Source organism: Niabella aquatica (assembly GCF_054779315.1).
In genome coordinates, this window is record NZ_BAAGYM010000019.1 from 34,018 (window position 1) to 48,284 (window position 14,267).

General features: G+C 42.2%; 12 protein-coding genes. 9 read left to right on the forward strand and 3 right to left on the reverse strand.

Going from position 1 to position 14,267, the window contains the following annotated elements; all coding sequences use genetic code 11:
* Window positions 1–164: 164 nt before the first annotated feature.
* The 4 genes from pdhA to ACYVBM_RS15355 all read left to right on the forward strand — a co-directional run bounded on the left by pdhA (window position 165) and on the right by ACYVBM_RS15355 (window position 3,159).
* A complete protein-coding gene (gene pdhA / locus ACYVBM_RS15340) occupies window positions 165–1,160 on the forward strand; it encodes a pyruvate dehydrogenase (acetyl-transferring) E1 component subunit alpha (RefSeq protein WP_460686565.1) in 996 nt (331 codons plus the stop codon).
* 28 nt (window positions 1,161–1,188) lie between these two features.
* Window positions 1,189–1,887, forward strand: a complete 699-nt coding sequence (locus tag ACYVBM_RS15345; RefSeq protein WP_460686566.1) for a tetratricopeptide repeat protein — start codon at window positions 1,189–1,191, stop codon at window positions 1,885–1,887.
* Between the two features lie 2 nt (window positions 1,888–1,889).
* Window positions 1,890–2,366 carry a 6,7-dimethyl-8-ribityllumazine synthase gene (ribH, locus tag ACYVBM_RS15350; RefSeq protein ID WP_460686567.1) on the forward strand — a complete coding sequence of 159 codons (477 nt, stop codon included), beginning with the start codon at window positions 1,890–1,892 and terminating at the stop codon, window positions 2,364–2,366.
* Between the two features lie 70 nt (window positions 2,367–2,436).
* Window positions 2,437–3,159: a (Fe-S)-binding protein gene (locus tag ACYVBM_RS15355; RefSeq protein WP_460686568.1), complete on the forward strand. Its 723-nt coding sequence runs from the start codon at window positions 2,437–2,439 to the stop codon at window positions 3,157–3,159.
* Window positions 3,160–3,180: 21 nt separating this feature from the next.
* Here ACYVBM_RS15355 and ACYVBM_RS15360 read toward each other — a convergent pair whose 3' ends face one another.
* The 3 genes from ACYVBM_RS15360 to panC form a co-directional block, all read right to left on the reverse strand.
* The gene (locus ACYVBM_RS15360) at window positions 3,181–4,365 is read right to left on the reverse strand and encodes a trans-sulfuration enzyme family protein (RefSeq protein ID WP_460686569.1); all 1,185 of its coding nucleotides are present in this window, start codon (window positions 4,363–4,365) and stop codon (window positions 3,181–3,183) included.
* A gap of 127 nt (window positions 4,366–4,492) precedes the next feature.
* Window positions 4,493–4,921, reverse strand: coding sequence for an OsmC family protein (locus ACYVBM_RS15365; RefSeq protein ID WP_460686570.1), 429 nt, complete (start codon window positions 4,919–4,921; stop codon window positions 4,493–4,495).
* A 189-nt stretch (window positions 4,922–5,110) separates the two neighbouring features.
* Complete coding sequence (panC, locus tag ACYVBM_RS15370; protein ID WP_460686571.1) at window positions 5,111–5,959, reverse strand: pantoate--beta-alanine ligase; 849 nt, start codon at window positions 5,957–5,959, stop codon at window positions 5,111–5,113.
* A gap of 84 nt (window positions 5,960–6,043) precedes the next feature.
* Here panC and ACYVBM_RS15375 point away from each other — a divergent pair, with 84 nt between their 5' ends.
* The 5 genes from ACYVBM_RS15375 to ACYVBM_RS15395 all read left to right on the forward strand — a co-directional run bounded on the left by ACYVBM_RS15375 (window position 6,044) and on the right by ACYVBM_RS15395 (window position 14,037).
* Complete coding sequence (locus tag ACYVBM_RS15375; RefSeq protein WP_460686572.1) at window positions 6,044–6,856, forward strand: glycogen/starch synthase; 813 nt, start codon at window positions 6,044–6,046, stop codon at window positions 6,854–6,856.
* A gap of 36 nt (window positions 6,857–6,892) precedes the next feature.
* Window positions 6,893–8,413 carry a DUF4270 family protein gene (locus ACYVBM_RS15380; protein WP_460686573.1) on the forward strand — a complete coding sequence of 507 codons (1,521 nt, stop codon included), beginning with the start codon at window positions 6,893–6,895 and terminating at the stop codon, window positions 8,411–8,413.
* A gap of 87 nt (window positions 8,414–8,500) precedes the next feature.
* Entirely contained in the window at window positions 8,501–9,754 is a 1,254-nt protein-coding gene (gene metK, locus ACYVBM_RS15385) for a methionine adenosyltransferase (protein WP_460686574.1), read from the forward strand.
* Window positions 9,755–10,081: 327 nt separating this feature from the next.
* Window positions 10,082–12,670, forward strand: coding sequence for a DNA gyrase subunit A (gene gyrA / locus ACYVBM_RS15390; protein ID WP_460686575.1), 2,589 nt, complete (start codon window positions 10,082–10,084; stop codon window positions 12,668–12,670).
* A 41-nt stretch (window positions 12,671–12,711) separates the two neighbouring features.
* The gene (locus ACYVBM_RS15395; RefSeq protein ID WP_460686576.1) at window positions 12,712–14,037 is read left to right on the forward strand and encodes a hypothetical protein; all 1,326 of its coding nucleotides are present in this window, start codon (window positions 12,712–12,714) and stop codon (window positions 14,035–14,037) included.
* Window positions 14,038–14,267: the final 230 nt, after the last annotated feature.

The window sequence follows — 14,267 nt, forward strand, 5'->3', positions numbered from 1 at the left end:
AACGCTTTGCATACCAACTGTTATGCTTTCCGTTTTTAAACCTGGTTATCAGCCAACTTTTATGCGGTCTCTAAATTTTTCAACCCTCCGCGCGTGAATTTTTCTGCTTCAAATCCCTTACTTTTGTGCTCCCCGAAGGGGTCCTTCGGACAAAATGTTAGCAGGTGGCAACAAAATTTTCTAAAGAAACATATTTGTACTGGTATGAGTTAATGCAATTGATCCGCCAGTTTGAACTTATGGCAGAAGAAAAGTATAAAATGGAAGGTAAAATCCGCGGGTTCTTTCATGCGTATGTGGGACAGGAAGCTATTGCAGCTGGCTGTATGACGGCAACCAAAGCGGAAGATAAGTTCATTACTGCCTATCGTGATCATGGCTTGGCTATCGCAAAGGGAATGTCGGTAGACAGCTGTATGGCCGAGCTGTATGGTAAAGCTACAGGTTGTGCAAAAGGTAAGGGAGGAAGCATGCACTTCTTTGGTAAAAAAGAAAATTTCTATGGCGGACATGGTATTGTAGGCGCCCAGATTGGTACCGGCACAGGCCTGGCTTTTGCAGAAAACTATAACAATACAGATAACGTGGTGCTTTGCTTTTTTGGCGATGGCGCCGCAAGACAGGGCATTTTGCATGAAAGCTTTAACCTGGCCATGCTTTGGAAGCTGCCAGTAATTTATATTTGCGAAAATAATAATTACGCAATGGGCACCTCGGTAGAGCGTACTTCCAACGTTACAGACATTTATAAATTGGGATATGCTTATGATATGCCTTCTAAAGTAGTAGATGGTATGGATCCGGAGTCTGTTCACGATGCGGTTGCTGAAGCCGTTAAGCATGCCCGTGAAAAAGGCGGTCCAACTTTGCTGGAAATTAAAACTTATCGTTACAAAGGTCACTCAATCAGCGATCCTCAAAAATACCGAACCAAAGATGAGGTAGAAGAATACAAGTCGAAAGATCCGATCGTTGTGCTGAGAAATAAGATCCTTGACAATAAATTCGCAACAGAAGCGGTTTTAAAAGAAATAGAAGCACGCTGCGAAGAGGTGGTGGTGGCCTCTGTAAAATTTGCAGAAGAAAGTCCGTTCCCCGATGATGATGAAGTATTGAAGGATGTATATATGGATCAGAACTATCCATTTATCGTTGATTAAATAGTATAAATTTCCGATTTAAAATAAAATGGCAGAGAATATTAAAAAACAGGGTGCACATGAGCATCCTGAGTCTAGCGAAGCAGTAGATAAGATCCGGCACGTCTGGAATAAGAATGGCAAAAATATCGTTCTTTTTTTAGGGGTTCTAATAGTGGCTATAGGCGGCTATTTGGCATATAACCAATTTATAAAGGGGCCTAAAAAAGCAGAGGCTTTGGATAAAAGTTTTAAAGCTGAAGAATATTACCGCATGGATTCTATTCGTCTGGCTTTAAATGGCGATGGGGTTAATCCCGGCTTTATTAAGATAGCGGACAGCTATGGCAGTACACCTGCAGGCAACCTGGCAAAGTATTATGCAGGGATTTGCTACATCAAACTGAATCAGAATGATAAGGCAGTAGAGTACCTGGAAGATTTCAGCACCGACTCCAAGCAGATCCAGCAGCGCGCTTATCTGTTGCTGGGCGATGCCTATGGTGATTTAGGTAAAGGCGCTAAGGCCCTGGACTACTACAAAAAAGCGGCGCATCATTTTGAATCGGACCAGCAGGCCTCATCAGAAGCCCTGTTCCGTGGCGCTTTCCTGGCGCAGCATGTATTAAACAATAATGATGAAGCTATCGGGTTGTACAAAGAATTAAAAGAAAAATATCCCCGCACACAACAGGGCTTTGAAGCTGATAAATACCTGGCACAACTGGGGGTTTACAACGTAAATTAATAATGGCATCAACTGGTAACAGTAACTTATTGAATACCAATACAGGCATCTTTAAACAGGATGCCTTTATTGTTTTGATAAAAACAGAATGGAACGCAGGTGTCGTAGATGAATTGGAAGCAGGTTGCCTGCGCATATTACAGCAAAACAATGCCAGGGTAGAAACATTGATAGTGCCGGGTTGTGTGGAAATCCCTTTTGCGGTGAACAGGCACTGGAACCGGTCAAAACAATTGCTGGATGAGCCACACGCTTATATAACCCTGGGCTGTGTGATACAGGGTGATACGCCGCATTTCGATTATGTGTGCAAAATGGTGGCCGATGGTGTATTGCAGCTGAACCTCATGCTTCCTGTTCCTACTATTTTTGGTGTGCTGACTGTAAATACCGGGGAGCAGGCTATGGAAAGGATCGGTGGCCGGCATGGTCATAAAGGCGAAGAAGCTGCTATAACAGCATTAAAAATGATTGGCTGATTGGATTTAGATACAAATACCTGGTATAACAAGCCGATCAGCCGTTATCTATCATCTGTTAACATAAAGAATGTACAACGTTCATATTTTCATACCTTGTTTTGTAGACCAGTTATATCCCGAGACAGGATTTAACATGGTTAAGATACTGGAAAAATTTGGCTGTCACGTTGCCTACAACCCGGAGCAAACCTGTTGCGGGCAGCCGGCATTTAATGCAGGCTTTTGGGAGGAGTCTAAATCGGTATGCAACAAATTTGTCAGCGATTTCAAAGGAGCTGAATATATTGTAGCTCCCAGCGCCAGCTGTGTGGGCTTTGTAAGAAACTATTATCAAAAGCTGTTTGATAATTCTTCTCTCCATAACGAAGTGAAAGCTCTTGGAGCTAAAACCTACGAGTTCTCCGAATTTTTACTGAATGTGTTAAAGGTAGAAGATTGCGGAGCCGAGCTGAACGCAATAGCTACTTACCATGACAGCTGTGCCGCTTTAAGAGAGTGTAAAATAAAGCAGGGGCCCAGGCAATTGCTGGCTCATGTAAAAGGGCTGCATATGGTAGAAATGAATGATGTAGAAACCTGCTGTGGTTTTGGCGGTACGTTTGCTGTAAAATTCCCGGGTATCTCGGCAGGAATGGGTGAGCAAAAGGTAGAACACGCTATTGAGACTGATGCGGATTATATTATTGCCACAGATCTTTCCTGTTTGATGCACCTGCAAGGATATATTGACGGAAAGGGCTATAAAATAAAAACCCTGCACCTTGCTGATGTACTGGCAAGCGGATGGTAAAACAGGAATTACAGGAAATCTTTACCCCGCTTTATTAAGCGCCTGCTCAATATCATAAATCACATCATCCGGGTGTTCCAAACCAACAGAAATACGAATGAGCCCCGGCGTGATACCTACTTTGGCACGTTCTTCCTCACTTAGCTTCGAATGCGTAGTGCTTGCCGGGTGCGATGCGATACTGCGGGAATCGCCCAGGTTAGGCGTTAGCGACAGCAGTTCCAGGGCATCCATAAACTTTCGGCCAGCTTCAACCCCTCCCTTGATCTCAAAACATACAATACCACCGCCGGCACTCATTTGCTTTTTGGCAATCCCGTGCTGAGGGTGGGAAGGAAGAAAAGGATATTTTACCCACTCAATAGTTCTATTTTTTTCGAGTGATGAGGCTACTTTCATTGCATTTTCTGAATGGCGGAGTATTCTTACCTCCAGCGTTTCTAGGCTTTTAGTCAGCACCCAGGCATTAAACGCTGAAAGCGTAGGGCCAGAGTTGCGGCAAAACAAATAAATCTGGTCAATCAGGTCTTTCCTGCCTGTTACAACACCACCCAGCACACGCCCCTGCCCATCGATCCACTTGGTAGCAGAGTGAATTACCAGGTCGGCACCAAAATCAGCCGGAGTTTGTAAAAAAGGAGTAGCGAAGCAATTATCAACATTAAAAATGAGTCGATGCTTTTTAGCGATGGCACCTGCTTTTTCAAGGTCGATCAGTTCTAACTGCGGGTTGGTAGGCGTTTCAAGATAAAGCATCTTTGTATTGGGCTTTACAAAATTGCTCCAGTTGTCAATATCGGCAGCATCAACCAAAGAATATTCAATACCAAACCTTCCCAGGAATTTTGTTACCACGGTGTTGGTGCCCCCAAACATAGAGCGGCAGCACAATAAATGATCACCGGTTTTTAACAATGCCATGAACGAGTTAAACACGGCAGCCATACCGCTTGCCACAGCAAAACCGGCCTCGCATTTTTCGAGCAGGGCCATTTTATGGGCAAATTCATCAACGGTAGGGTTACTGTACCGGCTGTAAATATTATCATCTGTTTCATCTGCAAAAGCGGCCCGCATGGTTTCTGCCGTTTCAAATGCAAAGCTGCTGGTTAAAAACAAAGGAGTGGAATGCTCCATTTGGGTGGTGCGTTGCGTTTGTGTACGTATAGCTATAGTAGAGGGGTGTAATTTTCTTTCTGTACTCAATGTGTAATGTTTGATGCGTGATTTAGGATTGCTGGTTCATCGGTGTAGTTTATAGAAATATGCTTACCGATGCCTGATGGTTACCGGTTAATTTTAAGGGGTCATGCATTTAAAATATCGTATTTTTTTAACCTTCCTTATGTACTATTACCCGGGTTTTAATATTAGCTCCGGCTTTTACCAAAGTAATGGCTACCGAGCAGTATTTGTTCAGTGAAATTTCTATAGCACGCTTTGCTTTATCCTCATCCACATTCCCGGTTATTTCAAAAATCATTTCTATATCTTTCCAGAGTGAGGGCTCTACACCCGGCTCCCGTTCCCCATTCACCGTAACTTCATAGTCTTTAATATCCTGCCGCTGTTTTTTCAAAATGCTGATCACATCAATGCTGGAGCAGGCTGCAAGGGCGTTCAGTAAAAGCTGCATCGGGCGCGCACCGTATTCTTGTCCGCCCATTTGCGTATTCGTGTCCGTTTTAACCACAGTCCCGTTTTCGTTTATTGTATCAAAGCCATAGTCGCCGTTTACCCTTTTTAATTTTACTGTGCTCATATTGTACATTATTTTAGGATTGCAAAAGTATTTTAAATAAAGCAGCTTTCCAACTACGCTACCGAGGCAAATCGCAGAATTTCAAAATTAAAGAGACCTATCCAGACTATATTTCCAGGTCCCGGCATAATTCAGAACGGTATTATTGTACATCCTGCTATATGGTATGCGATAAGAGCTGAGCCCGGGTTAAGCTATTATGAGGTTATCTATCAGCCTTACATTGCCTGTAAAAGCTGCAATTAAGGCCACAAGCGGCTTTTTACCATCCCATTCCTCAACGGGCTGCAGGGTATGGGCATCTGCTATACCTACATAATCAGTTTTAAGACCCTTTAGTTCCAGGAGCCTTACTGCTTCTTCAGCTAACAGGTTTACAGGTCCTGGCCGAAGCTTTTCTTTTATAGTTAATAACGAGCGGTAAATGATTGCAGCGTTTTCCTTTTCTGCATCGGGCAAAAGCATATTGCGGCTGCTCATTGCCAGCCCGTTTTCAGCACGAACAGTAGGTACGATGTTTATATGGATAGAAGCGAAAGCCGGCGTCAGGTCTGCCAGTTTTTTTATAACCATACATTGCTGGTAATCTTTCTGCCCAAAAAAGGCCTCGTGCGGCTTTATAACAGTAAAAAGTTTATCCACCACCTGGCAAACTCCCTGAAAATGTCCCGGCCGCGAAACGCCTTCAAATACTTTTTCAAGCATGCCCAAATCATAAAATCTTGTTATTTCTTCGGAAGGGTACATTTCGCTTACTTCCGGGTGAAAAAGCACATCACAACCACGGTCTGTTAATACCTGGATATCTGTGGCAATGGTACGCGGATATTTTTCAAGATCTTTTTTATTATTGAACTGTGTAGGATTTACGAAAATGCTTACTACTGCTAGGTCACACTCCCTTTTACATTCCGACAGCAGCGTTAAATGTCCCTCATGTAACGCGCCCATGGTAGGTACAAAACCTATTGACAGCCCTTCCTCTTTTTTCCGGCCGATAAAAGCCTGCACATCTGCAATTTTTTGAAATATTTTCATTAAATTATTTTATAATATATCTTGTTTTATAAGGCCGTTTGGCTATAAATGATTAACTTTGCAAACTTTAAAAATTGCTAAAGCATGTCAACAAAGAAAAGAATTTTATTTATTGCCAATGAAATGTCCCCGTATTTAGAGTTGACTGAATTTTCTGAGATTGTTAATAAACTCGCTATAAAAGCTAATGACAACGGATTTGAGGTGCGTTGTATTATGCCGCGTTTCGGGGTGATTAATGAGCGCAGACACAGGCTTCACGAAGTAGTAAGGCTTTCTGGTATTAATGTAGCCGTTGATAATGACGACATGCCGCTGCAGATTAAAGTGGCATCTTTACCCAGTGCACGCCTGCAGGTGTATTTCCTGGAAAATGAAGAGCTGTTTAAAAGAAAAACCCTTTTTCACGACGAAGAGGAGAAATGGTTTGCAGATAATGATCTGAGAACGGTATTCTATTGCAAAGGGGCTTTGGAGACAGTCAAAAAATTTGGGTGGAGCCCTGATGTGATCCACTGTAGTGGCTGGATGACTGGTTTAATACCTGCTTACCTGAAAACAGTTTATAAAAAGGAGCCTGTTTTTGCACATAGCAAGATCGTATTTACTATAGGAGAAACCACGTTTAAGGAAAAGCTGGGCAAGGGCTTTATATCCAAGGCGCTGATACATCCTTCTATCAAAGAAAAAGATCTGGAACCTTTCAAAGAAGGCTCTAATGTGGCCCTCATGAGAGGAGGTGCGGCTTATGCTGATGCGATCACTTTTGGCGCATCGAATGTGGATAAAAAACTGCTGGCCGAGTTTACCAAGGTTCGGGGTAAAAAAACGCTTCAGTTTAAAGAAGATTCTGATTTAACAGAGTATTTACAACTGTATAACGATCTTGCAGAATAATTCAATAGACCCTGATTTAGTTTCAAATATTTGCGAGTGAAAAAATTTTTTCTTCCGGCATTAGTAATATGCTTTGCTGTTACCGCGGTTCTTATCTCCTGTAACAAAATAAATCTTCCAACAGAATTAGGACAGGATCTGATCCCGCCTGTGGATAACATCCATACGTTCGACACCACGCTGGAGGTAGAAACGTATAACGGGTTATTTGACCCCGTAACCGATTCCTTTAAAATGCGTTATAATTACATGCATATTTTAGGACTTATTAATAGCGATCCCATTTTTGGGAAAACCGATGCGCGGATATTTTTTCAGCTGTCTTCGGGAGGATATCGTTTTAAGAATGTTCCCGGTTCTCTGTACCTCGATTCTGTAGTATTGGTATTAGATCGTGGCACCTATCGCTCGGTCAATTACGGCGATACTTTAGCTCCTCAGACGATCAGGGTATCTGAAATTGATCCCTCAGCCGAATTTAAAGCAGATTCTGTTACTGCCTACCAGCTCAACAAATTATTTCCCACTACAGGCGTACTCGGCACTGCCACAATCGTACCGGCTTCTCTTAAAGATTCTTCCGTGCTCATTAACTATCCTAATTATGGCGACACTACACCTGTTGCTAACCAGATACGGATAAAATTAAGTAATAGTTTCGGACAACGGTTGTTAAGCTACGACTCAACAGGTATCCGCAATTACGATTCGGTATTTGCAACAAAGTTCAAAGGTTTCGCGATTGAGTCTGTAGGTGGAGGAAACGCTTTGATGGGCATAGATCTTACTTCCTCTAACACTCGACTGGAACTGTATTATCGCTACGATAATGCTACCACACCTACTGATATGGATACTTCTGTAGTAACCTATTCTTTTTTAGGGTCCAGCAGCTACGCAAATGCAAATGCAAATTATATTAAAAGAGATTATAGCGGTACCCAAGTATTAACCGGTTCGGGCGATCAGGTACCAGATCCTGTGGTATACATCCAGAACAACCCGGGAACCTATACCCATATCAAAATTCCCAAATTGGGTGCTTTACCCAACTGTGTGGTGCACCTGGCCGAGCTTCAGATGGAAAGCATATACGATGTTTCCGATTCCATATTCTATCCCTGGCCCAATATATTTCTTGATGTTTACGATTCATCGGCGGCTAAGTATAAACTGGTACCAAATCTTTTTAGCCTGTCTTCAACTTCCGGGGGCTATGCATTGAACGGGCTGGAGGCTTTTTATTCAACTAAAACGCTGTTGCAACCTTTTTACTACAAAAAGGACGCGTCGGATAACCGGGTAAGGCAGCTAAGGTTTAATTTGACAAGGTATGCCCAGCAAATCGTTTCGCACCATCAAACGGCTTACCTCATGCGGCTATATGCCCCAACTGCAGTAAGACTTCCTTTGGGAGATCCGGCTGCCACCGATGATATTAAAGTAACGATACCAACAAGTACCGGTGGCGTACCGGGAATCGGACGCATTCGCTTTGGTGGTGGTAACCATCCTACACAAAAAATGAAATTGCGGATAGTTTACTCTAAGCTGTAATCACGAGCATTATAAATTTTATTTAAACGGGTGCAGTTGCTATATTTGCACCCGATTATTTTTATAGACTTATAAACATATACTTAAATGCCTTACTTATTTACTTCTGAAAGTGTTTCTGAAGGGCACCCTGATAAAGTGGCTGACCAGATATCTGATGCGTTAATTGATCATTTCCTGGCTTTTGATCCTCAGTCGAAAGTGGCCTGCGAAACACTGGTTACAACCGGTCAGGTAGTCCTGGCCGGAGAGGTAAAATCCAGGGCCTATTTAGACGTGCAGGATATTGCCCGGAAAGTGATCAGCAGGATAGGCTATACCAAAAGTGAGTATATGTTCGAAGCCAACTCCTGCGGCGTATTGTCTGCCATTCATGAACAATCATCGGATATTAACCAGGGGGTTGACAGAAAAAAGAAAGAAGAACAGGGTGCCGGCGACCAGGGTATGATGTTTGGTTACGCGACTAATGAAACGGCTAACTATATGCCGCTGGCCTTAGACCTTGCCCATACTTTATTAATAGAACTGGCTGAATTAAGAAGAGAAAATAAACAGATAAAATACCTGCGTCCCGACTCTAAAAGCCAGGTAACCTTAGAGTATAATGACAATAACAAGCCGGTAAGGATAGATGCGATCGTTATTTCTACCCAGCATGATGAGTTTGATACGGAAGCAAAAATGCTGGCGAAGATCAGTGAGGATATGAAAAAGATACTGATCCCGCGTGTAATCAAAAAATACCCGCAGTATAAACACCTGTTCAACGACAAGATCAAATATCACATTAACCCCACCGGTAAATTTGTAATTGGCGGGCCTCATGGAGATACCGGCTTAACAGGCCGTAAAATTATTGTTGACAGTTATGGAGGCAAAGGTGCGCATGGTGGTGGCGCTTTTAGCGGCAAAGATCCCAGCAAGGTAGACAGAAGCGCAGCATATGCTACAAGGCATATTGCCAAAAATCTGGTAGCTGCAGGATTGTGCGACGAGGTACTGGTGCAGGTTTCTTATGCTATTGGTGTGGCTAAACCTACGAGCATCAATGTTAATACTTACGGCACCGCCAAGGTAAGTCTTACTGATGGTGAGATCAGCAAAGTGATAGAAAGTATCTTCGATATGCGCCCGTATTTTATTGAACAGCGGTTAAAACTGCGCAATCCTATTTATAGCGAAACAGCTGCCTACGGCCACATGGGCCGCGAGAACCGAACCATTGAAAAAACTTTTATTTCTCCTGATGGAAAAAAGGTCAGCAAAAAAGTAGAATTGTTTACATGGGAAAAGCTAGACCATGTAGCTAAGGTAAAAAAAGCATTTAAGTTAAAATAATTAGCCCAACTTATCATTGTAAAAGCCGTTTCCTGTCCGGAAGCGGCTTTTTATATGGTCCGGCTTGTAAAGCAGCAGTAACCATAGGATATATAAAGGTTTTTCATGGATATTCTTCTTAATTGAGAACACTTTCAGAAAGAAAATATATCCAGGTCAAAAGCGTTTACGGCCTGCCTTTGTTGTTTTATGTCAAATAAAGGCAGAAGTGTATAATCTGGTGAAAAATCAGTGATTTATATCAGTTTTTTAAGCAACAAAAAGATTAAATTTGCGGACATTGTAAGAGCCATATTTTACTTTAAAATTTTAAGAATATATAGTTAGATGGAAGATAAGCAGGAGCCACAGGAAACGCAGGATAATAACAGGATTATTCCCGTTAACATAGAAGAGCAAATGAAAACGGCCTACATTGATTATTCAATGAGTGTGATTGTAGGACGTGCCTTACCCGATGTACGGGATGGTTTGAAACCTGTTCACCGCAGGATATTATATGCCATGAATGAGCTGGGCTTAAATGCCAACAAGCCCTATAAAAAATCTGCACGTGTGGTAGGAGAAGTATTAGGTAAGTACCATCCCCATGGCGATAGCTCGGTATATGATGCCATGGTGCGTATGGCACAGGAGTGGAGTATGCGTTACAGGATGGTAGATGGCCAGGGTAATTTTGGTAACCAGGATGGTGACGGACCGGCTGCTATGCGTTATACCGAGGTAAGGCTGCAAAAGCTTGCCGAGCATATGCTGGACGATATTGAAAAAGATACAGTAGATTTTCAACTCAATTTTGATGATTCTGAAAAAGAGCCTACCATACTGCCCACACGTATTCCCCAATTGCTGGTGAATGGCTCAAGCGGAATTGCTGTAGGTATGGCTACCAGCATCATGCCTCATAACCTGAGCGAGGCAATTGATGGCTGCGTTGCATATATCGAGAACAACGAAATAAGCGTGGATGAGTTGATGCAGCATGTGAAAGCGCCCGATTTCCCTACAGGCGGTATCATTTACGGTATGGAAGGAATTAAAGCGGGAATGCACACAGGACGCGGAAGGGTGGTAATAAGAGGACGGGTACAGGTAGATACCAAACCCAGTGGGCGAGAACAGGTGGTAATTACCGAAGTGCCTTACCAGGTGAACCGCGATACCTTAACCAACCGTATAGGCGAACTGGTGAACAATAAGGTTATTGATGGTATTGTTCACGTGAATAACGAATCCAATAAAGATGGCACCCGCATTGTACTCGATCTGAAGCGTGATGCCATTGCCAATGTTGTAATCAATATGCTGTATAAGCATACAGATTTGCAAACATCCTTTGGCATCAATAATGTGGCCATTGTAAAGGGAAGACCCCGAGTGCTGAACCTGAAGGATATGATCGCCGAATTTGTTGAGTTCAGACATGAAGTAGTGGTAAGGCGTACTCAATTTGAGCTGAAGGAAGCTGAAAAAAGAGCTCATATTTTGCAGGGCTACCTGATCGCTTTGGATCACCTTGACGAAGTGATACGGTTGATCCGTAGTTCTGCCACTCCTGAAATTGCAAAAGATAATCTGATCAATGCCGGCTGGGGGCTTGATGAAATTCAGGCAAAAGCCATACTGGAGCTGCGCCTGCAGCGGTTAACCGGAATGGAGCGCGAGAAGATCAAAGAAGAATATGACCAGTTAATGAAGCTTATCGCACACCTTAAAGAAATTCTTGCTAATGCCGGCATTCGCTTCGATATCATTAAAACGGAGCTTTTAGAGATCAAACAAAAATTTGGCGATGAACGCAGAACGGAGATCACTTACCTGAATGATGAGGTAAGCATTAAAGATTTAATTAAGGAAGAAGACGTTGTCATTACCATTTCTCATTTAGGATATATTAAAAGAACCTCCGCTGATGAATACCGTGCACAACGCAGAGGAGGCCGGGGCGTAAGAGGAGGCAAAACGCGGGAAGAAGATTATATCGAGCACCTGTTTGTAGCTTCTACGCACCATACCCTGTTGTTTTTTACAGAAAAAGGAAGATGCTACTGGCTAAATGTTTATGAAATTCCGGAAGGCGAAAAAACAGGCAAGGGACGTGCTATTCAAAACCTGATGCAGCTACCGCCGGATGATAAAATCCGTGCGATCATTGATATTAAGGACCTGAAAGATGAGGATTTTGTAAAATCGCACAATATTTTACTTTGTACGAAAAAAGGGATTATTAAGAAAACAAGCCTGAGCGATTTCAGCAGGCCAAGACAGACAGGCGTAAATGCTATTACTATTATTGAAGGAGATCAGTTGCTGGAAGCTAAACTCACAAACGGTGATTCGGAAATAATGATGGCCATTGCCAGCGGCCGTGCTATCCGCTTTTCTGAAGATAAGGTAAGGGCTACCGGGAGGGGTGCAATTGGTGTTACCGGCATTGAGGTGGATGATGAGAACGATGAAGTCATAGGCATGATTTGTGTAAACAAAAATGCTGAAACAGCTTCAACGGTTTTAGTAGTTAGCGAAAAAGGGTACGGTAAACGTACGGCTGTTGATGAATATCGTTTCACGAACAGGGGAGGTAAAGGTGTAAAAACCATAAGCGTAACCGATAAAACCGGCAAATTGGTAGGTTTACTGGATGTTACAGAAAAACATGACCTTATGATAACCTGTAAAAGCGGTATTACCATCAGAATGTCGGTTAGCGGTATCAGTGAATTAGGCCGTGCTACACAGGGGGTTAAGCTGATCAGGGTAGATGAAGGAGATGAAATTGCGGCTATTACAAAAATGGATGAGCAGGAAGCGGTTGAAGATAACATTGAAATACAAAACGAGGCAGATGCAACTTCAGGAGATGCTTCAGAATCTGATATATCAGAAAACGGGGCTCAGGAAACTCCTGAAGCATAGTTTACAATTCGGAGATTAAAAAACAAGTAAAAAAAATACACATGAAAAAGGTTATTTTACTCGCAGGCATTGCAGTTTTTTCTACTGCAGCAGCATTTGCGCAAAAATACGATGACATTAAAACAGCATTGACCATTGGGCAGATTGCAAAAGCAAAAGAAATGTATGATAAAAACTCTGCCAATGAAAAATTTTTCAATAAGCCTGAAGGCTACCTCTTAAAAGCAGCAGTTTTTTCTAACCTGGCTGTGGATAGCAGCAAGGCTGCAGAAGCTAAGCAGAACAGAACTGAAGCCGATGCCGCCTTGAAAAAGTATAAGGAAATGGATGCCGAAATGAAATTATTGGACGATCCGCTATATCGAAATACACCCTTTAACCTGTATGCCGCTTATTTTAATGCGGGTATTGCTGATATCAACGATAAAAGTTATGACGCCGCTTATGAAAACTTCAAGCAAACAGTGGATTATTCGGAGCTATTGATAGCTAAAAAGATCATGAATAAGCAGATGGATACTGCCGCAGTTTATTATGCAGGGTTGCTTGCGGAAAATACGAAGCACCCGGAAGAAGCATTAAAATATTATACCCGTTTGTCAGATGCTAAGATCAAAACATACAATGAATCGTCTTACGAAAATGTTTACCAGGGCCTGGTAAGATATTATGCTACCAAGAGCGATAATGCCAATTTTGAAAAGTATAAAGCTTTGGGAAAAGAATTATTCCCTCAAAGCGAGTTTTTTACTTACTCAATGCTTGATTTTGCTGTAGGTGGAAGCTCTGATTTTAATGAAAGAATTGCCAGCCTCGAAAAACTTATTGCTTCAAACCCTGATGATTATAAAAGTAACATCACATTAGCTGAGATTATTTACGATACTTTAGATTCAAGGAAAGAAGGAGCAGTACTTCCGGCCAATGCTGAAGAGCTGGAAGCAAAAATGTTAGCATCTTTAAATAAGGCATCAAGTCTGAAGCCTGAAGAAATGCAGCCCTATCTGCTGTTGGGCGATCACTATCTTTTGAAATCAGGAAAACTGAGAGATGCTATGGTAGAGGCTGAAACAGGCGTCACCAAAAAGGGAGCAAAAGCAACTGCAGAAGATAAAAGTAAGTTTACAGAAGCCAAAAAAGCATATGGATCTGCTTATGAACAAGCCCGTATAAATTACGAAAAAGCAGCTGAGTTGTTTGCCAAAATCCCAAATCTTAATGCTAACCAAAAACGCAGCTATCGTGCTATTGCAGGTAATCTTGCAGAATATTACTCTTACAAGATTGAAGACGCTAAAGGTGCGGACAGGGATAAATTTGTTGCGCTTGAGAAAAAATGGGACGACCTTTTTAGCAAGCTGAGGTAATTATATAATTAATTGTAAACATATAAAAACAGCCATGGACCAGCCCATGGCTGTTTTTGTACGACTTATGGACCGTGGCAGAAATAAGTGTATAATTAGCAAAATACAGGGCATATAAGTAGCTCATAAGGGTGTTCCCGAAAATTAAAAGATAGTCGTTGTACGATTATTTTCGTACATTAAGAGAGGGTGTCAAATTCATCATTTGTTTGTTGGGTGAGTATTTTTAC